The organism is Nocardia takedensis NBRC 100417 (genome assembly GCF_000308695.1).
GTDB lineage: Bacteria > Actinomycetota > Actinomycetes > Mycobacteriales > Mycobacteriaceae > Nocardia > Nocardia takedensis.
In genome coordinates this window covers 20,189-45,613 of sequence record NZ_BAGG01000103.1, presented here as the reverse complement: position 1 = coordinate 45,613, position 25,425 = coordinate 20,189, and the positions used below count along the sequence as shown (strand labels likewise).

The following is a 25,425-nucleotide window of genomic DNA, read 5'->3' as shown; positions in this document are numbered from 1 at the left end:
TGTCCTTCATCTAGGGTGCAATCTGTCGAAACGGCTCTGCGCCCGAGTGGTCGAGTGCCGAGGATCCCATCGATCTCACTGCGGATCGGTGGGACCCGAAGTCGGGAGTGTCGGGGCAGCGAACGCTGGCTCTTACGTTGCGCTGTATGCGCTTTCGGGGCAGTACCAGCAGGCCGATCTACGCGACAACCGCTGGTAGGGACGCCGTGAACCCGAGTGGGCAGCCGGGTCCGAAGTCGTGACGGGGGCGAAGTTCTAGGCTGCCGCACACGGAAGTCATTCGGCTTCGCTCGGTCGAGCCAGAAAATCTGTCAGGGCGGTGATTGCTCTGTGTGCGGCTATCGGGTCAGGGCGTGCTCGCGAGCGTTCCCGGGCGAAGTACTCGGCCAAGATTCCGCGATCCGTGTGAGCCCAAGCCCTCGCGAGTTCGGCTGTTCGGTCCTTGCCGAGGACGTTCGAAATGGCCTGCCCCAGAAGGAACAGCGTGGCGGTGTCGACATCCATGCCCGCGCGAATCAGCAGGTCGGTACGGTCGGGTTCGCTCTCGAAGAGCGAGGCCCGAATATCGGTATCCCGCTGATACCAGTCACACAGGGTGGCTATATCGGCTGCGTCCTTGTATTCGCCGTTCACGGACCGGTCGCACCATGCTTTCAGTTTGAGCGCGGCATACCCAGCGGGTGATGGCAGGCGTATGGGGGAGCCACTCGGCAGTGTGAGCGGGATCGATCGGTCGAAGACCTCCCGGAAACCGAAGACATCGATGGTCTCCGTTCGGTCGGGCAGCGAGGTGGTACCCGCGGGATCTTCGATCTCTCCGAACGGAATCAGGTCGACGGTGATCTCCGCGACGGTGTAGCGGATTCCCGTCGAGCCGGATCGCGGTAGGGCCGAGGTGATGCGTCGGTAGTCCGTGTGGCCGTGGACGGCGAGGGCTAGATCGACGTCGCTGGTGGAGCGGAGATGGTCGTTTCTACCGAATGCGAGGTGCAAGAGGTCGCGGCAGTGCGCTCCGATGAGCATTATCGAGGTGACGTCGACGTCGTCGTTGGTGACGAGGGCGGTGATCACGCGGTCGATCAGATCGACCTGCGCTCCGTCGATACGTCCGGGGTCAAACAAGTCGATCCTTTCGCAAGAGGGTCGCGATCTCGATCTGTCTGGGTTCGTTGGAGAGTTTGAGGTCCGCGTAGATCAGGGGTGGGGGGACTGTCGGTTGTCCGAAGGGGGCCTGTTGGCGGGAGTATTCGCCCGTCGGTTCTCGCCAGAATTTCTGACGGACTTCGATATTCGGTTCCTCGGAGGTCTGCCAGCCGCTCCGGACGGCTTGCCGCAGGTCGAAGTCCTCGGTGTAGATCGTGAGGGTGCGGGGATGGCGGATGGTGTCGACGGCGGATTCGCCGCTGAGGAGGTAACCCGGCGGTGGCGACCAGTCCGCGAATTCGCCACTGAATGTGTGGCGACGGATTTTGGGGAGGAGTGAACCCCGGAAGGCGGCCACCCAGAGATCGAGGAGTTCGTTGCGTCGGTGCAGGGACCTTCCAAGGAGATAGTCGGCTTCTTTGAGGATGTCGAGAGTCGACTGGACGATTCCGACCGAGCTTCGGGCCGCGGTCGCGATGGATCGGACGGGTTCGCGGGTGAGGTCCGGCCAGGCGAGCAGGACGAAGATGACCTGCATTCGTTTGGCGCTGAACAGATTGGCGTCCGAGGGGCGGCGAACAGGTTCGGTCGGCGGCGTGCGTCCTTGAATGTCGATCAGGACCGGGCCGAAACTCAGATGTGCGTTGCCCGCGTCATCGATGTAGTCGATTCCGGCCTCGCGGAAGGCTCTCGCGGTGCGACTGGTGATCCGAGGGCCGGAAACGAGCAGTCGTTCGGCCTCGTTGTGGGAGACCGATCGGGTGAGGGCGGACAGTGTCGGGTGGGGCGACCAAACCAGGCGGTAGGGGGTGTGATGTCCGTGGCGACCCACACTGACCTGCGCGTTGTCGTCGTTCAACCAGTGTCGAACCTCGAAGTCGACGCCAAGATCCGACAGCGCTCGGGACACCGAGCGTTCGATCGCCTCTTGTCGCGTTCGGTCATACACTCTGTTCAATATAATTGAACGGAGTGAAATATTGAACACGCATCGACCTGCTCGGGTCGAACGGATGGGGTGCTGGGGGGTGGGAGGTGAAGATGGGCGGTATGTCTGAGTATTCGGAGGCGGCCGAGTTCGTGGTGGGGCTGCATTGGGAGTTGGCGGAGTGGATCGGGACGGATGCGCCGCCGAAGGTGTTCGATCGGTTCTCCGAGGTGTTCCACGAGGAGTTCTCGGCGGTGACGACGGCAGGGATGGTGGTGGATCGGGATACGTTGTTGGGTGGGGTGTTCGCGGCGCGGAATCTGTTGCCGGGGTTGGAGATCGAGGTGTCGGAGTTCGTGGAGTTGGTGGGGGTGGGGGAGTTGGTGGTGGTGCGGTACGCGGCGGAGAACCGGGTGGGCGAGGTGCGCACGCCGCGGGTGGCGACGGCGTCGCTGGTGGTCTCGGAGCGCGGCTACCGGTTGCGGAGTCTGCACGAGACGGCGGTGGGCGAGGGGGAGCGGCCGACGATCGCGCGGGTGCGGGAGGGGGTGGGGTTGTCGCCGGGCGTCGCGGAGTGAGGTGAATGGTGGTGGTCGGCAGGAAATTTCGCGCCGCACTCTAGTGAAACGGGGATTGTTCGGACCGGCTGGTCGTTACCCTCGGGGCATGGTGGTACCTCCGTACATGCAGCCGTTCGTCCTGACTGTGAACGAAGTCGCCAGGGAGCGCGACGGGGTCCTCGACCTCTATTGTCCGGACGCCGCGGAAGGGCCCTTGCCCGCCGTCCTGTTCGTGCACGGCGGGCCGTTGCCGGCCGGGTTGGTCGCCACACCGCGGGACTGGCCGATCTTCCAGGGGTATGGGGCCTTGGCCGCGATGAGCGGACTGGTGGGGGCGGTGGTGGATCACGGACTCGATTCGCCCGCGGCGTACGGGAAGGCCGAGGCGGATGTGCGGGCGGCGGTGGAGCGGTTGCGGGCATTGCCGTCGGTGGATTCCGAGCGGGTCGCGCTGTGGTTCTTCTCCGGGGGCGGGCTGCTGTCCGCGCCGTGGCTACGCGAACCGCCCGCGTGGTTGCGGTGCGTCGCGCTCACCTATCCCGTATTGCGACCGCCGGTCGGGTGGGGTGTCGAGGCCGGATTCGACCCGGTGGACGCGCTGTCGGCGGCGGTCGATCGTCCTCCGGTGCTGCTCACCCGGGTCGGGCGGGAGAGCATCGCGGTGGCCGCGTCGGTCGCGGAGTTCACCGAAGTCGCCGAGCGGCACGAGGTCGGGGTGGATGTGATCGACGTGCCCGACGGTGTGCACGGTTTCGACACCGCCGATCACAACGAGGATTCCCGCGCTGCCGTCCGTCAGGCGATGACATGGGTGGCCGCGGCCCTGCGGCGGTGACACCCGGCGGCAGGCGTCTATGACGCCCGACTGGAGCGTGACCGCCCGGCGCTGCGGCGGTCCCATGTGCGGGCCCGTGTTGCTGACGTAGGGCTCAGGCGTTGCCGCCCGGCTTTGCGGCTGCGCCATGCGGCGGCCCCCGTTTCGGTGATCCAGGACTGGATTCGGTGACGCGGGACTGGATGTGGTGTCACCGTCGTGGCTTGGTTGTGGCACGGGGCAGGTAGGTCAAAGGCGCGGGCCGAAATCTCACTGATACGAATGGTGCGAGAAATCTCATCCCGAATCAGCCCCGGTGATCGCCCGGGCGGCTGTGTCCGCGACTTGTTCGTCGCTCAGCGCGCTCCCGGGCAGCAGCACGTGGGACAGCACGATCCGCACCACGACCTCGGCGGCTTGGCGCGCGGGCAGCGCCAGACCCGCGTCGCCCCGGGCCGCGACGACAGGTTCGGCGAAGGAGGCGACGGTCTCCACGAGGTTCAATCGGGACTCCCCTTCCGCGACGACAAGCGCGAGCAGGTGGCCGGGTTCGTGGGCGCGGACGTAGCCGAAGGCGGGGTGGTTCCGCAGGTAATCCAGGGCGAACAGGGTTGCGGTGCGGGCCAATTGGGGTATCGGGGCGAACAGGTCGACGGTGGTGTAGGCGGCGGCGACCATGCGGGCGACCTCGGTGCGCCCGACGGCGGAGATCAGTCCTTCCTTGTCGCCGAATTCGCGATAGGCGGTGGCGCGGGAGACGCCCGCGCGGGTGGCCACGGCGCTGAGGGTGAGGGCGTCCAGGCCGTTCTCGGCGATCGACGCGAGGGCCGCGTCGAGCAGCGCGTCGGCGGAGCGGGTGGTGGACGTCATGGGTGGTGCGCTCCCGGTGGGTGGTTGCCCTCGAACGTTTACTGAGACTAATCTAGCGGAAAATCTCAGCGTGGCGGTGCGTTCCGCGCGCGGAGATCCCGTGACGACGTGGTCGCGGGAGGATCGGAGGATTTCCATGACCGGAACCGTCCGCCGCGGACACGCGGTGGTGCTCGGGGCGAGTATGGCCGGATTGCTCACCGCGCGCGTGCTGAGCGAGCAGTTCGAGCTGGTGACGGTGGTCGAACGCGACGATCTGTCGGTGCCGGGCGACCGGCGCGGCGTCCCGCAGGGGCGGCACGTGCACGCGTTGCTCGCGCGGGGCAAGCAGATCTTCGAGGAACTGTTCCCCGGGATCACCGATCGACTGCTGGCCGACGGCGCGGTGGAGTGCCGGTCGCTGACCGAGATGCGGATGACCATCGCGGGCCACACCCTGGCGCGCTCCGACGGCGGGTATTCCCTGCTCCAGGCCAGTCGCCCGTTCCTGGAGGCGCGGGTGCGCGAGCGGGTGCGGGCGCTGGCGAATGTCACGATGCTCGATCGCTGCGCGGTCGCGGGGTTGTGCGCGGACCCGCGCGGAAACCGGGTCACCGGCGTGCGGTTGCATCCCGCCGACGGGCCCGCGCGGCGTCTGGACGCCGATCTGGTGGTGAGTTGTCTGGGCCGGCACGGCCCGGTGGAGGACTGGCTCGCCGAACTGGGCTACGAGCGTCCCGCCGAGGAGGGCGTGCGCATCGACATGATGTACGCGAGTCGCTACGTGCGATTACCGGCGGGGTCGGTCGGCGGGGACAAGGAGATCGTGGTCGCGAATCAGGACCCGGCGCGCGGACTGGCGCTGTTCGCGATCGAGGACGGCATGCACATCCTCACCCTCATCGGCTACGGCAAGGACCATCCGCCGACGGATTCGGACGGGTTCTGGCGTTTCGCCGCCTCGGTCGCGCCGCCGGATGTGCGCGAGGCGTTGGTGGACGCCGAACCGTTGAGCGAGGTCGGCACTTTCCGCTACCTGGCCAACAAGCGGCGTCGCTACGAACGGTTGCTGCGGTTCCCGCGCGGCCTGCTGGTCCTCGGTGACGCGGTGTGCAGTTTCAGTCCGGCCTTCGGGCAGGGGATGACGGTGTCGGCGTTGCAGGCGCTGTGCCTGCGCGCGGCCCTCGCCGAGGGTGATCGCGACTTGGCCCCGCGGTTCTTCCGGGCCACCGCGCGCGCGATCGACGACGCCTGGCGGATCACCAGACTGTTCGATCTGGCTATGCCGCACGTGGATTCGTCGGGGCAGCCGGGGTTGCGGGCGCTCGGGGCGCTGACCACGCTCGGGATGGCGGTGGGGGCGCGGGACGCGGTGGTCGGCGGTCGGATCGCCCGGATTGCCGGACTGCTCGACCGTCCCACGGCTGTGCTGCGGCCGATGCTGTTCGGTCGCGCCGCGGTGAATTTCGGGCTCGCGTGCCTCGATTACGCGCGCTCGCGCGGGTTTTCGGCCGAAGACGAGAGCGTGACCGATTTCGATCCGACGCCGCACGGCCCCGCCCGCGGCTTCCATCGACTACCGGTGCACCGCGTCGACCGCGACACAAGGGACAGCGTGATCGTGGAATTCGCTGTCCCGCAGCACCTCCGGGACGCCTTCCGCTATTCGGCCGGGCAGCACGTCGTCGTGCGCGGCACCCATCTGGGGAAACCGTTGCGGCGCAGCTATTCCCTGTGCGACCCGAGTTCGGCGGACCGCCTGCGCATCGCGGTCAAACGGCAGGACGGCGGGATCTTCTCCGCGTACGCGACGGGCACGCTCACCGCGGGCACCGTGCTCCACGTGGGCGAGCCCACCGGAACGTTCACCACGCCGGTCGGCCCGCACCACTACGCGGCGGTGGCGGCAGGCAGCGGAGTCACGCCGATCGCGGCCCTGGTCGGGGCCGTCCTGGGCGGTGATCCCGGCAGCACGGTCACCCTGCACCTCGGCAACCGCGACGCCGACCGGATCATGCTCGCCGCCCGGTTGGCCGAGTTCACCACGCGGTTCCCCGGCCGACTCCGTGTCGTGCACCACCTGTCCGGCGCGACGGCGACGCTGCCCGCCGACGGGCCCGGCGCCGAGTACCGCCGAGGCCGTATCGATCCCCGTGAGGTCGCGGGCGAACAGGCCGACCGGTGGCTGCTGTGCGGGCCGAAGGACCTGGTGGTCGACACCGTCGCCGCGCTGCGCGCGAACGGCGTCGACCGATCACGGATCGCGGTCGAACTGTTCGACACCCGGCGCACCGAGCCCGGGACCTCGCCCGGCGATCCGCGAGACGACACGCACCGCGCCCCCTCGACGGACGTCGAACGCTCGCAGGTCACGCTCACCGGCCACGGGCCTGACCTGCGCGTCGACGTGCCGCGCGGCGCGACCGTTCTGGACGCCGCGCTGGCGATCCGCGAGGATCTGCCCTACTCCTGCCTCGGCGGCTCCTGCGGAACCTGCCTGGCGACAGTCGAATCCGGCGTGGTCGACATGGACCCCGATCCGCTGCTGGCCATCACCGAGGAACAGATCGCGCGCGGTCGGGTCCTGGCCTGCCGGGCGCGGCCGACCTCGGGCGAGGTCACGCTGCGATTCGGGGAGTGACGCCCCGCGCGGCACTCGCGTCAGCGCGGATACATCGAGACGATCGAACCGTCCAGGTTCGCCGCCAGATACGCGCCGCCGTAGTCGTCGGTGAGGTAGATCAGCAGGGCCGGGCGGTCGTCGTTGAAGGTCCACGCGGGTTCCACGATCACGTAGCGCATGGTCGGCTTCGGGACGTTGAGCTTCTCGTTCGCGGTGGCGAACAGTCCCGGGATGAGATCCCAGTTGATCGAGTTGAGCTGGATGGTCTTGTCGTCGTCATCGATCTGGCCGCCCGCGCCTTTGCGCGTCGCGGACCCGTTGCGATAGGTGTACTCGTCGTAGAGCTTGGGCTGGCCGCTGACGGGCGCGGCCGCATTGGCGAAGTTCTCGTAGAAGGACGCCTCGGTGAACTGCGTACCGCCGGAGACCTTCTCGAGCGCCGTGATGGCCTGGCGGATGCCCGCGGGGGTCAACAGGTCGCCGATCTGCTGCGAACCCGTCGAGGGCGTGTCCACGATCCGCACGCCGGACGGCGAGATGACGACCCCGGACGGCGGGACGACGCCGGAAGCGAGCACGGAACCGGGCGTGGACCCCGGCGCCCCGGAGCCGCCGTCCGGGCGCAGCACGACCACCGCCGCCGCGACGGCCGCGACCGTGACCAGCGCCGCCGCGGCCAGCCCGACCTTCGCCCCCGCCGACATCCCCGACCGCTGCGGCGGATACGGGTAGACCCCCGGGTGACCTGCCCCGGCGTGACCGGCCTGGTTGTGACCGGCCTGGTTGTGGCCCGGCTGAAGGTAACCCGGCTGGGCGTGAGTCGGCTTGGCTACCGGCGCGGCCGGCGGCGTGTACTGCTGCCCGTAGACGGGCGTCGACGGACCGGTGCCGTGCTGAACGGGGTAGGCGGGAGTGGACGTGCCGTGCTGCACCGGGTACGACGGTGTGGACCCGTGCTGGGCGGGGTGCGCGTACGGGTTCGCCGCCACCGGATGCGAGCCGGAGGTGGTCAACTGGGCCAACTGGTGGTCGACCTGTTCCATCGACGCGCGATGCTTCGGGTCGGCGACAAGGATCGACTGGAGCACCGGGGTCAGCGGGCCGGCCCGCTGGGGAATCGGCACGGTGCCTTGCAGCACCGCCGCCAGCGTGGCCACGGTGGTCTCGCGGCGCATCGGGTGATAGCCCTCGACCGCCACGAACAGCAGCAGGCCCAGTGACCACAGATCCGAGGCGGGATTGCCCTCCTCGCCGGCCAACCGCTCCGGGGCCACGTAATCCAGCGACCCGACCAGGTTGCCGGTGCCGGTCAACCCGGTGGCGTCGGCGAGCGCGGCGATCCCGAAATCGGTGAGGACGGGCGAGCCGTCCTCGCGCAGCAGCACGTTGGCCGGTTTGATGTCGCGGTGCAGCACGCCGACCTGGTGAGCGGCCCGCAAACCGGCCAGGATGCCCCGACCGATCGCCGCGGCCTCGGCGGGACCCAGCGGCGCTTGCGCGAGCCGGTCCGACAGCGACTTCCCGCGCACCAGTTCCATGACGATCCACGGGTGCGGATGTTCCGGCGAATCCACGATGTGGTGCACGGCCACCACGTTCGGATGCCCGATCCGAGCCAGCGCGCGCGCCTCGCGCAGCACCCGCTCGCGCTGCACACCCGCCGCCCCCGCCGAACTCTCCGGATCGGCGGGCTTGACCTCCTTGAGCGCGACCTCGCGATGCAGGGCCAGATCGTAGGCCCGCCACACCGTCCCCATACCGCCGCTACCGAGCGGCTCGAGCAACTCGAAACGCCCGTCGACCACTGTCCGCCCGGAATTCACGGCGCAAGCCTATGTGCCGGGACCGACCGACGCGAGAGCGCGGTCCCCACACCGGTCCGGTACCCCCAGGCACACGCGAGGACCGCACGTCCGGTGTCGCCCGGTCGTGCGGTCCGCGTGCGATCCGGCTCAGCCCACCGGGGACAAGAGCTGGTCGAACAGCGCCCGGTAGTGGCGCAACGTCTGACGCAGCGCCTCGGTGTCCGCCTCACCCGGGGCCTTGTCGGCCAGCGCCTGCTTGCGCGCGGTGTAGGCCGCCGCGAGTTGCTGGATCAATTCGGCGACCAGATCGTCGGCGCGCGAGACCGCTTGGCGCGGGCTGTCGACGAACGACCCCTGCACCTCACGCCAGCGGGTGCGCAGCTGATCGACGGTCGGATCGTCGAACAGCGGCGGGATCGTCTCGTTCTCGCCAGGCGCTTGCTCGGCGGTCGCCGGACGTGCCGTGCCCTTCGCATCGGTGCTCTGCGCGGCGCGCGCACCCCCGAGCGCGGTGGCGGTGTGCGCGCCTTCGCCCTCGGCGGTCGCCGATGCGTGCGCGCCCTTGGTCTCGACAGCCGGATCGTCGGCGGTGTGGGCTGCGGTCGATGCGCCCTTGCCCGCCGCGCTGTCGACAGCCTGCGCGGTGTCGGTCTTCGACTCGCTCGCCCTGGCCGCCTCGGTTCTCCCGGTGGACGCGCCACGCGGATCACCTGTCGTGGCCACTGTTTCGCCCCTCGTCGCCGTCCCGGAATCACCGGACGTGCCGGTGGCGGCCTGCGAATCGCGGGTCGCGCCGGTATCGGCCCGCGTGGTGTGGGGTGCAGCGATACCGCCCTGCGTGGCGCGGGGTGCATCGGATTCGGCGTGCGCGGTGTGGGTTGCGCCGGACTCGGCTTGCGAGCCGTGCGGCGCGTCGGGGTCGTCGTGCGAGCGGTGGGTCGCCTTGTCGGTGGCGGACTCCTTGCCGTGGGTCGCCGTGTCGGAATCGGTGGCGACGCGGTCGATCGCGTCCGAGCCGGTCGAGGCGTGCGCACCCTCGGTGGTCGCGGGACGCTTGTCGCCGTCGGTGGTGTCCGCGTGGTCCGTTCCGTCGACGGTCCGCGCCTTGTCGGCAGCGGGTACGTCGGTGCGCGTGCGCTCCGGTTCGAGGCCGTCGGCGGCCGTCGCGGTGGTCGAGGTCGATGCTTCGGTCTTCACGGTCTCGCCTTTCGGGTCGGTGGGGGTGGCGGTCGAGTCGGCCTGCACACCATCGGAAGTCGTGTTGCGCGAGGCGGGATCGGCGGTGTCGGGATCGATCGCGCGGGCCCGGGCGGATTCGGTACTCATGCCACCGTGTCCTTCTTGCGCGCGTCGGCGTGTTCGGTCGCGCTCCGGTCGGTCGGAATCCCCTCCGCCGCGTCGTCTTTAGTCACAACGGCCTGTCGCGCCTCGTCTTTCGGTGCGGTCGCGTGTCGCGCATCGCCGTCCGCGCCGGGAGCCGGTTCGTGTGTGCGCGTCGCCTCGCCGGTGGCCCGGTGGCCGTCCCCGTTCTCCTTGTCCGGCACCGACACCTTCTCGTGCGCTACGGCGTCACGGGGATGTTCGCCGGTCTCCTTGGCGACCTTTCCCGGCTTGGCGGGCGCGTCGAGCAGTTCGCGGAACAGCGTGCGGTAGTGCACGACGGCGGTGCGCAGGTCCTCGGTGCTCGCGCGGCCTTCGGCCTGGGCGATGGCGATGTCGTGGGCCTCGCGGTAGTGGCCGAGGGTGGCCGCGTGCTCGACGGACAGGTCGGCCAGTTGCTGGTCGTAACTGCCGGTGGGATAACCCCGTTCGCCCATCAGGGTGCTGACCAGGCGGTCGGCATCGGTGACCGCTTCGGCGGGCTGATCGACGAACTGTTCCTGCACGTCGGCCCAGGCGCGGGCGAAGTAGTCCTTGCGCTCGGGGGTGAGGGCCTTCAGTTCGAGCAGCTTGTGCCTGCGGGTGCGTTCGGCGAGTTCACGTTCGGCGGTGCGCCGATCGTCGGATTCGGCCAGCACGCGGTCGTATTCGGGTCCGAATCGGGAGCGCAACTGCCTGCTGCGGACCGCGGGCCACAACAGCACCGCCGCGCCTATGAGCAGGATTATCGCGACTATCGCACCTACGAGGATTCCGGACGACACGGGGGTTCTCCTTCGACGAGCTTGTGTCCCCGTAGTGCCTCCAAACGCGACATCCAAACCCGGGTCGGCGTCGGAATTTCGCCGACCATGATCGAAATCGGCTGTTCGCAGCGGTTTTCGCGCGGGCTAGCGCCTGGTCGCGGTCCAGTGCTCGCGGGCGCGGCGGCGCAGTGCCGGGCTGATCAGCAGGGCGGGCAGGGTGAGGACGAAGGCCGCGAGTGTGCCGACCAGTAGCGCGATGCCGACGAGTTCGCCGACGGCTTGGACGAGAGCGGGGACGGCGAAGCCGAGCGCGACGACGGCGAGCAGGACGGCCGCGACGTGGTGGCCCGACAGCGCGACGGTGGCCGCCACGGTGCCGAGGGCGGCCGCAAGCACCAGTCCCACCACCCCGACCAGGAAGTCGTCCCAGGTGGTGTGCGAGCGGCCACGCGTCCGGTGTCCCACCTCGCGCAGCCTAGTCGCGCCGCGGACGCACGGGTGGCCGATCGGGCCGAATCCGTCTGGCGCGGTGTGATAGCCGGAGGCTAGCCATTCGCGGGTGGTCGGGGCCAGCGATTGTCCTCGAGGTGTTCGATCGAGGCGTTGAATCGCGCGATGAGCGATCCCAATCGGTCGATGTCCTCGGTGGACCAGTCGGCGACGACCGCGCCGATGCCCTCGCGGCTGCGGGCGCGGTCGGCGGTGAGGTAGCGCAGGCCGTCGACGCTGGCCCGGATCTTGCGCGCGATCCCGCCTTCCGGGTCGGGGACGCGCTCGACGAGATCCTGTCGCAGCATCGCGGCTATCTGACGATTGACGGTGGAGATGTCGAGTTGCAGGGCCTCGGCCAGTTCGCGCAGGCTCAACGGTGAGTCGATCTCGAGGCGCGTGAGGATGACGTAGGCGGAGCGGTCGAGCCGGAATCCCGGGCGGCGCAGCATGGTTGCCGGATAGTGGCGGGAGAGCAGGGTCAGCTCGAAGACGAGCCTGCCCAGCGCCGCGCGGTCGACGGGAGGGGTGTCCGACATGGCACACACTATGTCGTCAGGTGGCGGAAACCGGCAAATTGTGCACCATACACAAGCTGTGTACCGTACACATTCATGTCCCTGACTGCCGACGCGGCCGCCTCCGCCGCGAACGCCGACAACCGACCCTCGCCCGCACCCGCGGTACTCATCGCGACCCTCGGCACGGTCGGCATCGTCGTGTCGCTCATGCAGACGCTGGTCATCCCGATCATCCCGCTGCTGCCCTCGCTGCTGAACACCTCGGCCTCCAACGCCTCGTGGGTGATCACCGCGACGCTGCTCGCCGGCGCGGTCGCCACCCCCATCAGCGGCAGGCTCGGCGACATGTTCGGCAAGCGCCGGGTGCTGCTGGTCAACCTGCTGCTGCTGATCACGGGATCGGTGATCTGCGCGCTGTTCTCCACCCTGCTGCCCGAGATCGTCGGCCGCTCGCTGCAAGGCGCGGCGGTCGGCGCGATCCCGCTGGGCATCAGCATGATGCGCGACGAACTGCCCCCCGAGAAGGTCGGTTCGGCGATGGCCATCATGAGCGCGACCCTCGGCGTCGGCGGCGCGGTCGGCCTGCCCGCCGCGGCGCTGATCGCCCAGCACGCGGACTGGCACATGCTGTTCTGGACCGCGGCGGGCATGGGTGTGCTGTGCGCGGTGCTGGTCTACGTCTTCGTGCCGGAATCGCCGGTGCGCACGCCGTCGCGGTTCGACTTCGGCGGTGCCGTTGGCTTGTCCATCGCGCTGCTGACACTGCTGATCGGCATCACCAAGGGCGCGGACTGGGGGTGGGCCTCCCCGTCGATCCTGGGCCTGTTCGCGGTCTCGCTGGTGGTGTTCCTCGGCTGGGGCGCCTTCGAGTTGCGCCGCGAGGCCCCGCTGGTCGACCTGCGGGTTTCGGCGCGCCCGCGGGTGCTGTTCACCAACCTGGCCTCGATCGCCGTCGGCTTCGCCCTCTACGGCATGTCGCTGACCTTCCCGCAGTTGCTGATGGCCGCCGAGGGCACCGGTTACGGTTTCGGGCTGTCGATGGTGGGGGCGGGCCTGGTCCTCGCGCCGACGGGCGTGGTCATGATGCTGCTGTCGCCGGTGTCGGCCCGGTTGTCGGCCGCGCGCGGACCCAAAGTCACCCTGATGCTGGGCTCCGCGGTGATCGCGGTGGGCTACCTGAGCGCCGTCGTGCTCATGCACGAGGTGTGGCAGATCCTGCTGGCGGCCGTGGTGGTCGCGGGCGGCGTCGGCCTGTCCTTCGCCGCGATGCCCGCCTTGATCATGGGCGCGGTGCCGATCTCGGAGACGGCCGCCGCCAACGGCCTCAACTCGCTCATGCGCTCGATCGGCACCTCGACCTCGGCGGCGGTCATGAGCGTCGTGCTGGCGCACATGACGATCACCTACGCCGGTCACGCGGTGCCCTCCCGCGAGGGCTTCCACACCACGTTCTTCATCGCGATGGCCGCCGCCCTGCTGGCGATCGTGCTGACCGCGTGCATTCCGAAGCTCGCCCGGCCCGCTGCCCCTGCCGCCGCCTGAAACCGCGGCTATAGTGGCGGCCACCCCGTCGTGATCGGCGGGGCGGGGCGGACGAACTCGGGGGAGATCATGGTCGCTGGACAGGTGGGCGCGCGTCGTGCGCGCGGATGGCTCGTGGCGGGGGCGGCGCTGGCGCTCGTGCTCGCGCTGGGCGGGTTCCTAGGGTTGCGCTGGTGGCAGGAGCACGGCGAACCGGATGCCGTCACGGGCGTGGCGCTCACCGAGTTCCCGGCCCTCGACCGCGCGGAGCTCGATCCGAGCCAGCGCGCGCTGGTGGCGGTGCTGGAGCGCGAATTCGCCGACCCGCGCAGCGGCCCGAACTACGCCGAGGGCGTGCGCGAGGCGTGGTGCGCGGATTTCGTCAGCTGGGTGATGCGCGAGGCGGGCCTGCCGCTGTCGAACCCGAATTCCGGGTCCTGGCGAATTCCCGGCGTCTATACGTTGCAGGAGTACTACCAGGGCGCGGGCCGCTTCGTCCCGGGCGGCGGCGACTACCGCCCGCGCACCGGTGACGTGCTGCTCTACGCCGAGGGCAGCCCGTTCTCCCAGCACACCAACATCGTGCTCGAGGCCGACGGCGGTGAGGTCACCACCATCGGCGGCAACGAGTACGGGACCGTGCGAATCCACCGCTTCGACCTGACCGGGATGTCCGGCTTCGTCGGGTTCGGCAGGCTGTGAAGTTTCGGTTGTGAAAATCATTGCCGCTCAGCGGCAATCGGGGCGGTACGCGGTTCGGTTCGGCGCGCCCGAAGACTTACCATTGAGTAGACAGCGCCCGGCAGCGCTGTCACCCGGGCCCTGTCCTGCTACCCCCTCATCAGCAGGACAGGGCTCCCCGCGTGAACCCGAGCGCGTCGGGTAGTCACCGCCTGGGCGTAGCGTGTCCGATGTCCTGTCCACGGGTGAGGGGTCCGGAACAACCGATGCAGTCCACGACGCGGGCGAACGAGGTGGCCGGTGGCCAACCGGTCTGGATCGAGTACGCCGAATTCGGCGAACGGTTCGTCACCTACGCGGTGACCGAGGAGCGGATCGTGGCCGCGGTCGCGAGTATCGCGGGCCGCGGGCTCACCCTCGGCCCGTTCACGATCCTGCCCGGCGGGCTCGCGGGGTTCGTCGCCGAGGGCAAGGTGGGCACCCCGGTGGTGTCCCGGCACGACAGCCGACTCACGTTCCAGCTCACGGTGCCGGTGTCGCTGACGATGAAGGTGCTGCTCGGCGGGCGCCGCCTGCGAGTGTCCGCGGTGGTCGACATCGGGTTGAGTCTGCACGCGCGCACCGCCGACCCGCTGTTGGTGGTCATCGACATCCCGCCCGTGCGGCCCGAGGATGTCAGCCTGGCGTTGCGGGCCAAGGCCGTGGACGCCGAATGGGAATGGCTGCTCGATCCGATCGCGGGTCTGGTGCAGCGTGATGTCGCCAACCGGGTCAACGCCATGCTCGCCGAACCGCAGGCCCGGCGCGGTCGCGTCTTCGACATCCAGGCGATCATGGACCGCGCGCATTCGCCGCATCGCGAGCGCGCCGACTTGGAGTGGATCACCTACGGCGAACTCGGCCGCCGGTTCTTCGACCGCATCGTCACCCGCGAGCGGGTGAGCGAGGTGGTCGAGCGGATGGCGGGCCGCCCGATCGAGATCGGTCCGCTGCGCACCGGTCCGGGCAGGCGGGCGACGGTGACGGTCCGCGGCGCGATCCGACTGCCGCAGGTCTCCGAGCGATTACCGCGCGAGAACGTGGACGCGCCGGTGTCCTTCGAGTTGCTGGTGCCGGTGAGCCTGGACATCACCGTCGAGGTCCTCAAGGCCAACCGCTACCGCGCCGATGTGGAGATCCCGCTGGTGCTGACCGCGCGGGCCGCCGATCCGCTGCTGATCGTCATCGATGTGCCGCCGCCGGACGCGCGGGATCTGAAGTTGTCGTTCCAGGCGCACGGGATGCGCGCGGCCACCCTGGGCGCGGTCGCGGGCATCCGTAAGCAGGTGGTCGCGCAGGTCACCAGAGTCGTGCGCGATCAATTGGCGGCGGGCGCCGAACGCGTCATCGATGTCGCGGCCCGCCTCGATTCCCTGGTCTGAGGGCGGTCGCGGACCCGCTCATCGGGCCTGTCGCGCGCGGTTTCCGAGGGCTGGGCGCGAGCGCGTCGATCGACCGACCGTTCGGGCTTGTTCGTCGCGAGGGTGACCGGTGGGGCGAGTGGGGTGAGTGTGTTCGATGGGTCTGGCGGTTCCCCTGTGAATATGGTGAAATTAGTGCACGTTCGAGGCTCCCGGCGCGCGCGTGACCTTGGGGAAGGTGCGCCGGGCATGCTGCGCCCGGCCGTCCGTGCCCGCGCGTGATCCCCCATCTGTCGCCATCGACCCGGGGGGCCCGCCGAGGAGCATCCTGTGGATCTGTCCCGTCGTGACCTGTTCGCCTTCAGCGCCGCCGCGGCCGTCGTCGCCGCCGTTCCCTCGACCGCCGCGCCCGCCTCCGCCGCGGGCCGACTCGGCACCCTGCTCGACTACGCGGGCGGTGTGCCCGCCGCCGAGGCGATCCGGGACGCGGGCCACATCGGCGTCATCCGCTACGTCTCCGACCGCAGGCCCGGCGCGGAATGGATGGAGGGCAAACCGCTGCGCGCGGCCGAAGTGGAGGCCCTGCACGAGGCCGGGCTGACGATCGTCTCGAACTACCAGTACGGCAAAGCCGACACCGCCGACTGGCGCGGCGGACTCGAGGCGGGCAAGCGCCACGCGGACCGCGGCCTGGCATTGCATCGTGAGGCCGGCGGCCCCGACGACGTCCCCATCTACGCCTCCATCGACGACAACCCCACCCCGGTCGACTTCGCGACCATGATCGCGCCCTACATCGCGGGCTGGGAGTCGGTGCTGGGCAAGGGCAGGGTCGGTATCTACGCGAATTCGCCGACCATCGACCTGGCCCGACTAGCCGGGCTGGGATCGTGGTTCTGGCAGCACAATTGGGGCTCGCCGAAGGGCTACGTACACCCGGCCGCACACCTGCACCAATTCGAGATCGACAAGCGCGCCGTCGACGGCGTCGGCGTGGACCTCAACGCCGTCCTGCGCCCCGCCTACGGGCAGTGGTGAGCGCGCCCGGCCGCTAGGTCTGGGTGTGACAGCACGGGTCGGCACGCAGGTCCGGTTCGTCGGCGACCACGCGCAGATCCGGGCGTGAGTCGGGCGCGTCGTGGTCGCCCTGCCAGGACAGCAGCGACCAGCGCGAGAGCCCGGACAGCGCCGAGCCGAGACTGGCGAACGATCCGGAGGACAGCAGCGAGCCGAACGATCCGACCGAGCCGACCGACAGCACCGAGCCGACGCTGCCGATGGACAGGATCGAATAGGCCGAACCGATGGACAGGATCGAGCCTTCGGACCGGAAGGACAGCACGGAGCGGCGCGAGCGTTTGCTCCGGATCGAGCGGTGCACGCGGAGCGCGGAGGCGGGCGGTGCGGAGATCTCGACAGTCGCCATAGCTTCGGTCTACCACAGGCCACCGCGGCTCGCTTCCGAACCGGGTGAGCTCGCGCGCGTGTCGACGGGTTCGAACGCCGACTCGGCCGCCGCCCGGAAAGGCGACGGCCGAGGGGAGTCTCGAACTCAGACGGTGAAGAAGCCCAGCGTCGGCAGGAACGAGCAAGTGCGCGGGGCCGATTCGGGCGCCTGGGTGGTCAGCGAGCCGCCGACCACGGCGACGACGCGACCCGCGCCGGTGTCGACGATGGCCGAGAGGGTGGCCGGGCCGTCGGGGTTGATCTTGGCCTCGTCGGTGAGCGGGACAACGCCGCTGCGGCGCGTGTCCAGGTTCAGCCACTGCACCGTCATCGGCGGATTCTGCACGGCGGTGGGCGACTTGGTGCCCAGCGCGGTGAAGACGAAGCCGGTCTGGCCCGCGACCGGGCCGGGCGGGGGCAGTTGCGCGGGACCGGGGACGGCCAGCGCGGTGCCGATCGAGTCGGCCGAATCGCCGATGCAACCCTTGCCGATGGTCGGGTAGAGGAACTGCGCGATGGTCGGGCCGTCCTGGGGCGGTAGTTCCGGGCCGCCGCCGCCGCTGCCGTCGAGGAAGGTGATGATCCGCTCGAGGGTGGACTTGATCTGCGGGGGCAGGTTCAGCGTGTTCAGCAGAACACGGGCCTGGGCCAGGATGGCGGCCTGCGGTCCGTCGGCGATGTCGGCCGGACCCGCGATGGAACCCACGATGGCCGGGGTGAGTGCGGCCAGCGCATCCACCGGAACCCCTTCGGGGACCATGGGGATGCTGTTGCTCGGAACCGCGGCGGGCGCGGGTGCGGGCGCCGCGACTGCGGTCGGAGCGGCAAGCGAAGCACTCGCCGCCAGGGCGAGAGCGGATAACGCGATCCGCGATCCTCGGGTGCGAAGCACTGGTCTGGCCGTCCTTACCTTCGGGTACATCTGTCAGCGATGCGTGGAGCCATCGTTTCGGGGGTCACTCTAGGGACATCGCTACCGAGTTGTACAGCGGCGGTGTCCCCGACGGTTGCGTGGACGATCAGTGGTATCAGAACGCTAGCGTGCCGGGAGTGTTACTGGTGTTGAAGGTGATGCAAATGTTACCGGGTGGTACTCGGATCGTCCGAGTGCGCGCCCGTACCACTCCCTCGAATCGACACCGTGACACGACGGCCCCCGGGGTCGCCGGTGGCTGCGGTTAATGTAGTCCGAGCCACCGGATCGCGCCGCCGAACACACCGATCGATGTCCGGCGGATCGAGTCAGAGGCCCCGCACCGAGTCGAAAGTCAGCGATTTGAACCCAGACAGCGCTCGGACGCCATCCCGTCCGACCGCCGCCCCCCTGCGCCTGGCCGTGACCGCGCTCGCGCTGTCCGTACTGGCCCGGTTGCTGTGGATGCTGCTGTCGGACAACGGGATGAACCTCGTCGACCTGCACGTCTACGTAGGGGGTTCCGCGGATCTGCTGACCGATCGGCTCTACGACTACACCTATTCGGAGAAGACCCCCGACTTCCCGCTGCCGTTCACCTATCCGCCCTTCGCGGCGCTGGTCTTCTTCCCCTTGCACTTCCTCCCGTTCACCGTCGTCGCGATCGGGTGGCTACTGGCGACGGTGGCCGCGCTCTACGGTGTGGTGCGGATCAGCCTCGAACTGGTCCTCGGCGAGCGGAGTTTCGGCGAACCCCGTTGGCGGGTGGCGACCTTCGCCTGGACGGCGGTCGGGGTGTGGCTCGAACCGGTGCGGACGACGATCGACTACGGGCAGGTCAACGTCTTCCTGGTGCTCGGCGCGATGGTGGCGGTGCGCAGTTCGCGGTGGTGGCTGTCCGGCGGCCTCGTCGGCGTCATCGCGGGGATCAAACTGACGCCCGCGATCACGGGGCTGTATTTCCTCGCGCGCGGGCGCTGGGCCACCGCGCTCTGGTCGGCGGTGGTGTTCGGCGCCACGGTCGGCGTCAGCTACCTGATCAACAACCGCGAGGCGACCCGCTACTTCGGCACCCTGCTCGGTGACGCGGATCGCATCGGCCCGGTCGGGTCGGTGTGGAACCAGTCGTTGCGCGGCACGCTCAGTCGCCTGCTCGGCCACGACGTGGAATCGGGTCCGTGGTGGTTGGCGGGCGTGCTGATCGTCGCGGTGCTCGCGGTGTTCGCCTGGCGGGCACTGGACTCCGAGGACCGTCTCGGCACCTTGATCGTGGTGCAACTGTTCGGCCTGATGGTCTCGCCGATCTCGTGGTCGCACCACTGGGTGTGGCTGCTGCCGGCGGTGCTGTGGCTGCTCTACGGTCCGCTGCGAGCGGCAGCGGGCGCACGGATCCTGGCGGGGTACTGGCTGGTGACGATGCTCGTCGGCGTCCCGTGGGTGCTCTCGTTCTTCCAGCCGACGATCTGGGAGATCTCGCGCCCGGGCGTGCTGTCCTGGCTGGGCGCGGTCGACGTGCTCGGCGTCCTGGTGTTCTACGGATGGGTCATTCGTTCGGGACGTCGCCTCCGGCGAAACGCGGAGCCAGCCGATCGATCTCCCGAGCCAGCGCCAGGTCCAGTTCGGTGAGTCCGCCCGCGGAATGGGTGGACAGCGCGAAGGTGATCGTCCGCCAGCGGATATCGATATCGGGGTGATGGTCGGTCGCCTCGGCGACCTCGGCCACCGCGCGCACCAGTTCGATGCCCGCGAGGAACGAATCGGCGTCGACCGAGCGGGTCAGCGTATCGCCGGAACTGGCCCAGCCCGGCAGGGTGGCCAGGGCGTCGGCGAGTTCGGCTTCGGTCAGCAACGGAGTGCTCATAGTCCGGTTGTACCCGCAGCGAGCCGGATTTCTCGCCAAGCGGCGCGGAATTTCCCCGTTCAGGCCGCGCGGGCCTGCTTCAAAGCCTTCTTCAGATCCTTGCCGTGACAGCCGCTCGCCTCGGCCTTCTTCATCCGCATGACGACCACGGGGCATTTCACGCAGCGCGTCTTCTTGCGGCAGCACTTCTTCTTGGGCTTCAGGGACGAGACCTGCTTCGCTTTGACTTTGCCCATTCGGGTTAGCCTACCCTTGGTCAGCCGCCTGACGACTACGGACGACGCGGGTGCCGGTAGGGTGTGAACCGGCCGCGATGCCCGGTGAGTCTCGATTCTCCACCTGTTTGCAGGGGTCGGCCGGCACCTATACCCAACAGCAGGAGGATTCAGGCGTGTCGTCTGCACGCGATTTTCGCAATGTCGCCATCGTGGCCCACGTAGACCACGGTAAGACGACATTGGTCGACGCCATGCTCCGTCAATCCGGCGCGTTCGCGGAACGTGCCGAGTTGGTCGATCGGGTGATGGATTCCGGCGATCTCGAGCGCGAGAAGGGCATCACCATTCTCGCCAAGAACACCGCGGTGCACCGCCATCACCCCGATGGTTCGGTCACTGTGATCAATGTCATCGACACTCCCGGCCACGCCGATTTCGGCGGTGAGGTGGAGCGCGGCCTGTCCATGGTCGACGGTGTCGTCCTGCTGGTCGACGCCTCCGAGGGCCCGCTCCCGCAGACCCGGTTCGTGCTGCGCAAGGCGCTTGCCGCCTCGTTGCCGGTGATCCTGGTCGTCAACAAGACCGACCGTCCCGACGCGCGCATCGAGGAAGTCGTCGAGGAGAGCCACGATCTGCTGCTCGACCTGGCCTCCGACCTGGACGACGCCGCCGCCGAGGCCGCCGAACTGGCCCTGGACCTGCCGGTCCTCTACGCCTCCGGGCGTGAGGGCAAGGCGTCCAAGGAGCGCCCCGAGAACGGCAACGCGCCGTCCTCGGAGAACCTCGACGCGCTGTTCGACGTGCTCATGGAGTACATCCCCGCCCCCAAGGGCGACGCGACCGCGCCGTTGCAGGCCCACGTCACCAACCTCGACGCCTCGGCCTTCCTCGGCAGGCTCGCGCTGGTGCGCGTGCACAACGGCGAACTGCGCAAGGGGCAGAACGTCGCGTGGATGCACGCCGACGGCGTCAAGCAGGTCAAGATCACCGAACTGCTCCAGACGATCGGCGTGGAACGCCGGCCGGGCGAGGTCGCCGTCGCCGGTGACATCGTCGCCATCGCGGGCATCCCCGAGATCATGATCGGCGACACCCTCGCCGACGTCGACAACCCGGTCGCGCTGCCGCGCATCACCGTCGACGAGCCCGCCATCTCGGTCACCATCGGCACCAACACCTCGCCGCTGGTCGGCCGGGTGCAGGGCCACAAGCTGACCGCGCGCATGGTCAAGTCGCGGCTGGACCAGGAACTGGTCGGCAACGTCTCGCTGCGGGTGCTCGACATCGGCCGCCCCGACGCCTGGGAGGTGCAGGGCCGCGGTGAGCTGGCGCTGGCGATCCTGGTCGAGCAGATGCGCCGCGAAGGGTTCGAGCTGACCGTCGGCAAGCCCCAGGTGGTCACCCGGCAGGTCGACGGCAAGGTGCACGAGCCGTTCGAGGAGCTGACCATCGACTGCCCCGAGGAGTACCTCGGCGCGATCACCCAGTTGCTGGCCGCCCGCAAGGGCAAGATGGTGCAGATGAGCAACCACGCCGCTGGCTGGGTGCGCATGGAGTTCATCGTCCCCTCGCGCGGTCTGATCGGTTTCCGCACCGACTTCCTCACCGAGACCAGGGGCACCGGCATCGCCAACGCCGTCTCGCACGGCTACGCGCCGTGGGCCGGTGAGATCCGCGCCCGCCACACCGGCTCGCTGGTCTCCGACCGCGCGGGCTCGGTCACCCCGTTCGCGATGATCCAGCTCGCCGACCGCGGGCAGTTCTTCGTCGAACCGGGCGCGGACACCTACGAGGGCCACGTCGTCGGCCTCAACCCGCGCGCCGAGGATCTCGACATCAACGTCACCCGCGAGAAGAAGCTGACCAACATGCGCAGCTCGACCGCCGACGTGATGGAGACCCTGGCCAAGCCGTTGCAGCTCGACCTGGAAGGCGCGATGGAATTCTGCGCCGCCGACGAGTGCGTGGAGGTGACCCCGGAGGTCGTGCGCGTGCGCAAGGTCATCCTGGGCGCGACCGAACGCGGCCGGGAGCTGTCCCGGCGGAAGGCGCGGGACCGGGCCGCGCTGTAGTGCCCGCGTCCGACGAGGCGATCACCGCGCACCGGGTTACTTCGCGTGGCCCGGTGCGCGCCGCGCTGGGTAGAGTGCGCAGCGTGAGATCGGGGGCAAGACGACGCGCGAAGACGCGCGCGATACCGGCGCTGCTGGCGGTCGCGGTGACGGTGCTGCTCGCCGGGTGTACGGCCAATCCGCCGCCGCCGATCGAGAGCACCGACAGCCCGAAGACCACCCAGCCCACCAAACCGGGCAAGCACACGGTGGTCGTCGGCATCGACGACATCGGCATCGGCTTCAATCCGCATCTGCGCGCGGACCAGTCGCCCGCCACCGCGGCGGTGAGTTCGATGGTGCTGCCGAGTCCGTTCCGGCCGGTGCCGAACGCGGCGGTGCCGGGCGCGACGGACTGGGTGGCCGACACGGCGCTGGTGATCTCGGCGGACGTGACCTCGCAGGAACCGTTCACGATCACCTACACCCTGCGCAACCAGGCCAACTGGTCCGACGGCGCGCCGATCGCGGCCGAGGACTTCCGGTTCCTGTGGCAGCAGATGATCACCCAACCGGGCACCGTCGACTCGGCGGGCTACCGGATGATCACCGATGTCAGTTCCGCCGAGGGCGGCAAGCTCGTCACGGTGACGATGAACGCGCCGTATCCGGCGTGGCGCGGGCTGTTCTCGAATCTGCTTCCCTCGCATCTGATCAAGGATTCGCCGAGCGGATTCCAGCAGGGCTGGGGTTCGCAGATCCGGGTCTCCGGCGGGCAGTTCGCGATCAAGAACGTCGACCGGGGCCGCGAGGAGATCCAACTCGAGCGCAACGACCGGTACTGGGGCACGCCCGCCGCACCCGATCAGATCCTGTTGCGGCGCGGCGGAACTCCCGCGCAGTTGGCCGATTCGCTGCGCACCGCCGACGCGCAGATGGCGTTGACCCACGGCGGCATCGCCACCCAGGCGCAACTGGCCGCGATCCCGTCGGTGCGCACGGCGATCATGCCGCAGGCGCGGGAACTGCAATTCGTCCTCAACGGCCGTAGCGGCGACCTCGGCGACGCGCGGGTCCGGCGCGGGGTGATGGCCCTGCTCGATCCGGCGCTGCTGGCCACGGTGGGCGCGCAGACCGGCGGCTGGGTGGAACCGGTGCGCGCGCAGATCCTCGCGCCGTCCGATCCCGGGTACACCCCGACGCAGCCGCCGCGGCCGTCCGCGGAGGAGGCGTTCGCGCTGCTGGCCGAGGCCGGGTATCGGCGCGCGGGCGAACAGGCCCCGGTGGCCTCGCCGACCTCGCCCGCCCAGCAGCCGCGACCGGTGGTCAAGGACGGCAAGGCCCTGGTGCTGCGGATCGGCGCGGTGACCGGTGACGCCACCGCCCTCGCGGTCGCCAACACCGCGGTCGACCAGTTGCGCAGCGCCGGAATCGACGCGGGCGTGCGCAATCTCGCGCGCGACGAGTTGTACGGGACCGAACTGGTCGGCGGCGGCGTAGACGCGATCGTCGGCTGGGAGGTCGCGGGCGCCGATCCGGCCACCGTGCTCGCCTCGCGGTTCGGCTGTCCACCGGTGGCCGCGCCCGCGGGCGACGACGACGCCGTGGCGGCCGTGGAGATCGCCCGGCGCGCGCCGAGCAATCTGTCCGGGGTGTGCGAACCGGCCCTGCAACCGTCGATCGATGCCGCGATCCGCGGTGTCGACGTCGGCCGGGTGCTGGCCGAGGCCGAGCCGATGCTGTGGAACCTGTCGACGGTGTTGCCGATCGTGCAGGACAACGTGGTGGCCGCGGCCGGACCGCGAGTGGACGGCGCGTCGCTCAGCGGCGCGATCCAGGTCAGCATCTTCGGCGACGCCGCCATGTGGCAGCGGTTGCCGTAGGGTGCCCGGGGTGGTGCTGTGTGCGGTGGTGCGGTCGTGACCGGCGGAATCGTGCTGGTGCACGCCCATCCCGACGACGAGTCGATCACCACCGGCGGCACCATCGCGCTGTACCGGCAACGGGGCGTCCCCGTCACCGTGGTCACCTGCACCCTCGGTGAGGAGGGTGAGGTCATCGGGGAGCGGTGGTCGCTGCTGACCGCCGACAATGCCGATCAACTCGGCGGTTACCGCGTCGGTGAACTCGCCGCCGCCCTCGACGCGCTCGACGCCGGTCCGCCGCGTTTCCTCGGCGGTGCGGGACGCTGGCGCGATTCCGGGATGGCGGGCACGCCGTCGGCCGAGCATCCGCGCGCGTTCGTGCGGTCGGGGCCCGCCGCGGTCGCCGCGTTGACCGAGATCCTGGTGGAACTGCGGCCCGCGGTGGTGATCACCTACGACCCGAAGGGCGGCTACGGCCACCCCGACCACATCCGCGCGCACGAGGTGACCACGGCGGCCGTCGCCGAAGCCGCCGACCGGGGGTGGGATACCCCGAAGGTGTACTGGACGGTGACCGACGACGAGATGCTGCGCCTGCACACCGAGGCGCTGACCCGGCGCACCGTCGCGGGCCTGCCCGGCGCGTTGCCGCGCGGGTGGCGCTTGCCCGCGGCGGACGAATTGCCCAGTGTGCCCGCCCGTTCGGTGACCACCACGATCGACGTCTCCGAGGCGCTGCCCGCCAAACGCGCCGCGCTGCGCGCGCACGCGACCCAGGTCACCCTGGCGCCGTCCGGGCGCGAGTTCGCGCTGTCCAACGACATCGCCCAACCGGTGCTGCCCGAGGAGCACTACATCCTGGTGCGCGGCCACCGCGGACCCACCGGTCCGGACGGGCGTGAGCACGACCTGTTCGCGGGTCTCGGGGAAGTCACCGCGACCCCGCCGCAACCACGCGCGGAATAGACTCCCGAGCATGTACAACTGGCATCTCCAGGACGCCATCGTGGCCTTCGTGGACGGTATGAAGCCGTATTGGCCCGCGCAGCACGAGCTGTACATGTCGGCGCTGTACGCCTTCGTCGACATGCAGAGTCACCTGCTCACGCTGCTCGGCTACCCGCCCGTCCAGTGACCGCGACCGCCGATCACACCGCCGCCACCGCCGGGGCGGGCGCACAGCGCCTCACCGGTCCGGCCGCCGTCGCGGTGACGACCTTGCTCGTGTTCAGCGGCCTGTTCTCGTTGGCGTTCGAGGTCCTGTACCTGCCGTTGTACTTCGGTCGCGGGACGGTCCCGGCCGCGGACGCCGCCGTCCTCGCCGCCCCGCTGGCCGCCGGTCCCGCCGACGGCGCGATCCCCTTCCCCGTGACGGCCCTGCTGGCCGGGGTCCTCAACGTGGTGTTCGTGATCGCGATGCGCACCGTCACCGACCGTCCCGGCGTCGCCCTGCTGCCGCTGGCGGCGTGGACCTTCGGATTCCTGGTCGCGGCGAGCGGCGGACCGGGCGGCGACATCCTGCTGCTGAGCGCCTGGCCGACGTTGGCGCTGTTCGTCTGCGGACTCGCCGCGCCGCTGGGCTACACCTACCTGCGCTGGCTGGTGCCCTGA

25 protein-coding genes are annotated in these 25,425 nt (G+C 69.7%); 13 read left to right on the top strand and 12 right to left on the bottom strand.

What is annotated here, in order from left to right; all coding sequences use genetic code 11:
• Positions 1 to 276 precede the first annotated feature (276 nt).
• Positions 277 to 1,122 (bottom strand): hypothetical protein, encoded by an 846-nt coding sequence (locus ON30_RS22060; RefSeq protein WP_051029760.1) that lies wholly within the window; start codon positions 1,120 to 1,122, stop codon positions 277 to 279.
• Positions 1,115 to 2,131, bottom strand: a complete 1,017-nt coding sequence (locus tag ON30_RS22055) for a type IV toxin-antitoxin system AbiEi family antitoxin (protein ID WP_157183807.1) — start codon at positions 2,129 to 2,131, stop codon at positions 1,115 to 1,117. Before ON30_RS22055 ends, ON30_RS22060 begins: the two co-directional genes overlap by 8 nt.
• Before the next feature lie 62 nt (positions 2,132 to 2,193).
• On the opposite strand from ON30_RS22055, the gene ON30_RS22050 reads away from it, so the two are divergent.
• Together ON30_RS22050 and ON30_RS22045 are read left to right on the top strand one after the other, a co-directional pair.
• A complete protein-coding gene (locus ON30_RS22050) occupies positions 2,194 to 2,649 on the top strand; it encodes a hypothetical protein (protein WP_157183806.1) in 456 nt (151 codons plus the stop codon).
• 88 nt (positions 2,650 to 2,737) lie between these two features.
• Complete coding sequence (locus tag ON30_RS22045; RefSeq protein ID WP_040709743.1) at positions 2,738 to 3,466, top strand: alpha/beta hydrolase; 729 nt, start codon at positions 2,738 to 2,740, stop codon at positions 3,464 to 3,466.
• A gap of 276 nt (positions 3,467 to 3,742) precedes the next feature.
• Here ON30_RS22045 and ON30_RS22040 read toward each other — a convergent pair whose 3' ends face one another.
• A complete protein-coding gene (locus tag ON30_RS22040; protein ID WP_040709741.1) occupies positions 3,743 to 4,315 on the bottom strand; it encodes a TetR/AcrR family transcriptional regulator in 573 nt (190 codons plus the stop codon).
• A 136-nt stretch (positions 4,316 to 4,451) separates the two neighbouring features.
• Here ON30_RS22040 and ON30_RS36285 point away from each other — a divergent pair, with 136 nt between their 5' ends.
• Entirely contained in the window at positions 4,452 to 6,935 is a 2,484-nt protein-coding gene (locus ON30_RS36285; protein WP_051029756.1) for a 2Fe-2S iron-sulfur cluster-binding protein, read from the top strand.
• Positions 6,936 to 6,955: 20 nt separating this feature from the next.
• Here ON30_RS36285 and ON30_RS22030 read toward each other — a convergent pair whose 3' ends face one another.
• From ON30_RS22030 to ON30_RS22010, 5 genes are all read right to left on the bottom strand, one after another.
• On the bottom strand, positions 6,956 to 8,740 hold the full coding sequence (locus ON30_RS22030; RefSeq protein ID WP_218006292.1) for a serine/threonine-protein kinase: 1,785 nt from the start codon (positions 8,738 to 8,740) through the stop codon (positions 6,956 to 6,958).
• Between the two features lie 129 nt (positions 8,741 to 8,869).
• Positions 8,870 to 10,048 (bottom strand): hypothetical protein, encoded by a 1,179-nt coding sequence (locus tag ON30_RS36280; RefSeq protein WP_051029754.1) that lies wholly within the window; start codon positions 10,046 to 10,048, stop codon positions 8,870 to 8,872.
• The gene (locus ON30_RS37705; RefSeq protein ID WP_218006291.1) at positions 10,045 to 10,866 is read right to left on the bottom strand and encodes a hypothetical protein; all 822 of its coding nucleotides are present in this window, start codon (positions 10,864 to 10,866) and stop codon (positions 10,045 to 10,047) included. The genes ON30_RS36280 and ON30_RS37705 overlap by 4 nt, the downstream gene beginning before the upstream one ends.
• A gap of 126 nt (positions 10,867 to 10,992) precedes the next feature.
• On the bottom strand, positions 10,993 to 11,313 hold the full coding sequence (locus tag ON30_RS22015) for a hypothetical protein (protein WP_040709739.1): 321 nt from the start codon (positions 11,311 to 11,313) through the stop codon (positions 10,993 to 10,995).
• A gap of 80 nt (positions 11,314 to 11,393) precedes the next feature.
• The gene (locus ON30_RS22010) at positions 11,394 to 11,876 is read right to left on the bottom strand and encodes a MarR family winged helix-turn-helix transcriptional regulator (RefSeq protein ID WP_040709737.1); all 483 of its coding nucleotides are present in this window, start codon (positions 11,874 to 11,876) and stop codon (positions 11,394 to 11,396) included.
• Positions 11,877 to 11,951: 75 nt separating this feature from the next.
• On the opposite strand from ON30_RS22010, the gene ON30_RS22005 reads away from it, so the two are divergent.
• From ON30_RS22005 to ON30_RS21990, 4 genes are all read left to right on the top strand, one after another.
• A complete protein-coding gene (locus tag ON30_RS22005) occupies positions 11,952 to 13,400 on the top strand; it encodes an MFS transporter (protein WP_040709735.1) in 1,449 nt (482 codons plus the stop codon).
• A gap of 69 nt (positions 13,401 to 13,469) precedes the next feature.
• Entirely contained in the window at positions 13,470 to 14,081 is a 612-nt protein-coding gene (locus tag ON30_RS22000; protein WP_040709732.1) for a CHAP domain-containing protein, read from the top strand.
• A gap of 245 nt (positions 14,082 to 14,326) precedes the next feature.
• Entirely contained in the window at positions 14,327 to 15,481 is a 1,155-nt protein-coding gene (locus ON30_RS21995) for a hypothetical protein (RefSeq protein ID WP_040709730.1), read from the top strand.
• Positions 15,482 to 15,796: 315 nt separating this feature from the next.
• Positions 15,797 to 16,498, top strand: a complete 702-nt coding sequence (locus ON30_RS21990; RefSeq protein ID WP_373282615.1) for a DUF1906 domain-containing protein — start codon at positions 15,797 to 15,799, stop codon at positions 16,496 to 16,498.
• A 13-nt stretch (positions 16,499 to 16,511) separates the two neighbouring features.
• Here ON30_RS21990 and ON30_RS21985 read toward each other — a convergent pair whose 3' ends face one another.
• Positions 16,512 to 16,886, bottom strand: a complete 375-nt coding sequence (locus tag ON30_RS21985) for a hypothetical protein (protein ID WP_051029752.1) — start codon at positions 16,884 to 16,886, stop codon at positions 16,512 to 16,514.
• A 126-nt stretch (positions 16,887 to 17,012) separates the two neighbouring features.
• Entirely contained in the window at positions 17,013 to 17,798 is a 786-nt protein-coding gene (locus tag ON30_RS21980; protein ID WP_040709726.1) for an Rv1157c family protein, read from the bottom strand.
• Between the two features lie 333 nt (positions 17,799 to 18,131).
• Here ON30_RS21980 and ON30_RS21975 point away from each other — a divergent pair, with 333 nt between their 5' ends.
• Entirely contained in the window at positions 18,132 to 19,445 is a 1,314-nt protein-coding gene (locus ON30_RS21975; RefSeq protein ID WP_083911589.1) for a mannosyltransferase, read from the top strand.
• Here the strand turns inward: ON30_RS21975 and ON30_RS21970 are convergent.
• Together ON30_RS21970 and ON30_RS40175 are read right to left on the bottom strand one after the other, a co-directional pair.
• Positions 19,363 to 19,680, bottom strand: a complete 318-nt coding sequence (locus tag ON30_RS21970; RefSeq protein WP_040709724.1) for a 4a-hydroxytetrahydrobiopterin dehydratase — start codon at positions 19,678 to 19,680, stop codon at positions 19,363 to 19,365. The two genes, ON30_RS21975 and ON30_RS21970, sit on opposite strands and share 83 nt — an antisense overlap.
• A 59-nt stretch (positions 19,681 to 19,739) precedes the next feature.
• Positions 19,740 to 19,916, bottom strand: coding sequence for a hypothetical protein (locus ON30_RS40175; RefSeq protein ID WP_085999387.1), 177 nt, complete (start codon positions 19,914 to 19,916; stop codon positions 19,740 to 19,742).
• A gap of 155 nt (positions 19,917 to 20,071) precedes the next feature.
• Here ON30_RS40175 and typA point away from each other — a divergent pair, with 155 nt between their 5' ends.
• From typA to ON30_RS36275, 5 genes are all read left to right on the top strand, one after another.
• Positions 20,072 to 21,970, top strand: coding sequence for a translational GTPase TypA (gene typA, locus ON30_RS21965; RefSeq protein ID WP_040709830.1), 1,899 nt, complete (start codon positions 20,072 to 20,074; stop codon positions 21,968 to 21,970).
• A gap of 74 nt (positions 21,971 to 22,044) precedes the next feature.
• The gene (locus ON30_RS21960) at positions 22,045 to 23,832 is read left to right on the top strand and encodes an ABC transporter family substrate-binding protein (RefSeq protein ID WP_085999389.1); all 1,788 of its coding nucleotides are present in this window, start codon (positions 22,045 to 22,047) and stop codon (positions 23,830 to 23,832) included.
• A 36-nt stretch (positions 23,833 to 23,868) separates the two neighbouring features.
• A complete protein-coding gene (gene mshB / locus ON30_RS21955; protein WP_245554161.1) occupies positions 23,869 to 24,780 on the top strand; it encodes an N-acetyl-1-D-myo-inositol-2-amino-2-deoxy-alpha-D-glucopyranoside deacetylase in 912 nt (303 codons plus the stop codon).
• Between the two features lie 10 nt (positions 24,781 to 24,790).
• The gene (locus ON30_RS40170; RefSeq protein WP_169334938.1) at positions 24,791 to 24,949 is read left to right on the top strand and encodes a hypothetical protein; all 159 of its coding nucleotides are present in this window, start codon (positions 24,791 to 24,793) and stop codon (positions 24,947 to 24,949) included.
• The gene (locus ON30_RS36275) at positions 24,946 to 25,425 is read left to right on the top strand and encodes a hypothetical protein (protein WP_051029749.1); all 480 of its coding nucleotides are present in this window, start codon (positions 24,946 to 24,948) and stop codon (positions 25,423 to 25,425) included. The genes ON30_RS40170 and ON30_RS36275 overlap by 4 nt, the downstream gene beginning before the upstream one ends.

Bases quoted from the DNA above. Each gene is read 5' to 3' on its own strand.
- ON30_RS22040 (WP_040709741.1), bottom strand. From the start codon at position 4,315: ATGACGTCCACCACCCGCTCCGCCGACGCGCTGCTCGACGCGGCCCTC.
- ON30_RS22010 (WP_040709737.1), bottom strand. From the start codon at position 11,876: ATGTCGGACACCCCTCCCGTCGACCGCGCGGCGCTGGGCAGGCTCGTC.
- ON30_RS21985 (WP_051029752.1), bottom strand. From the start codon at position 16,886: ATGGCGACTGTCGAGATCTCCGCACCGCCCGCCTCCGCGCTCCGCGTG.
- ON30_RS40175 (WP_085999387.1), bottom strand. From the start codon at position 19,916: ATGGGCAAAGTCAAAGCGAAGCAGGTCTCGTCCCTGAAGCCCAAGAAG.
- ON30_RS22000 (WP_040709732.1), top strand. From the start codon at position 13,470: ATGGTCGCTGGACAGGTGGGCGCGCGTCGTGCGCGCGGATGGCTCGTG.
- ON30_RS22050 (WP_157183806.1), top strand. From the start codon at position 2,194: ATGTCTGAGTATTCGGAGGCGGCCGAGTTCGTGGTGGGGCTGCATTGG.
- ON30_RS22045 (WP_040709743.1), top strand. From the start codon at position 2,738: ATGGTGGTACCTCCGTACATGCAGCCGTTCGTCCTGACTGTGAACGAA.
- ON30_RS40170 (WP_169334938.1), top strand. From the start codon at position 24,791: ATGTACAACTGGCATCTCCAGGACGCCATCGTGGCCTTCGTGGACGGT.
- ON30_RS36285 (WP_051029756.1), top strand. From the start codon at position 4,452: ATGACCGGAACCGTCCGCCGCGGACACGCGGTGGTGCTCGGGGCGAGT.
- ON30_RS22005 (WP_040709735.1), top strand. From the start codon at position 11,952: ATGTCCCTGACTGCCGACGCGGCCGCCTCCGCCGCGAACGCCGACAAC.
- ON30_RS36280 (WP_051029754.1), bottom strand. From the start codon at position 10,048: ATGAGTACCGAATCCGCCCGGGCCCGCGCGATCGATCCCGACACCGCC.
- ON30_RS21975 (WP_083911589.1), top strand. From the start codon at position 18,132: ATGTCCGGCGGATCGAGTCAGAGGCCCCGCACCGAGTCGAAAGTCAGC.
- ON30_RS21970 (WP_040709724.1), bottom strand. From the start codon at position 19,680: ATGAGCACTCCGTTGCTGACCGAAGCCGAACTCGCCGACGCCCTGGCC.
- ON30_RS21995 (WP_040709730.1), top strand. From the start codon at position 14,327: ATGCAGTCCACGACGCGGGCGAACGAGGTGGCCGGTGGCCAACCGGTC.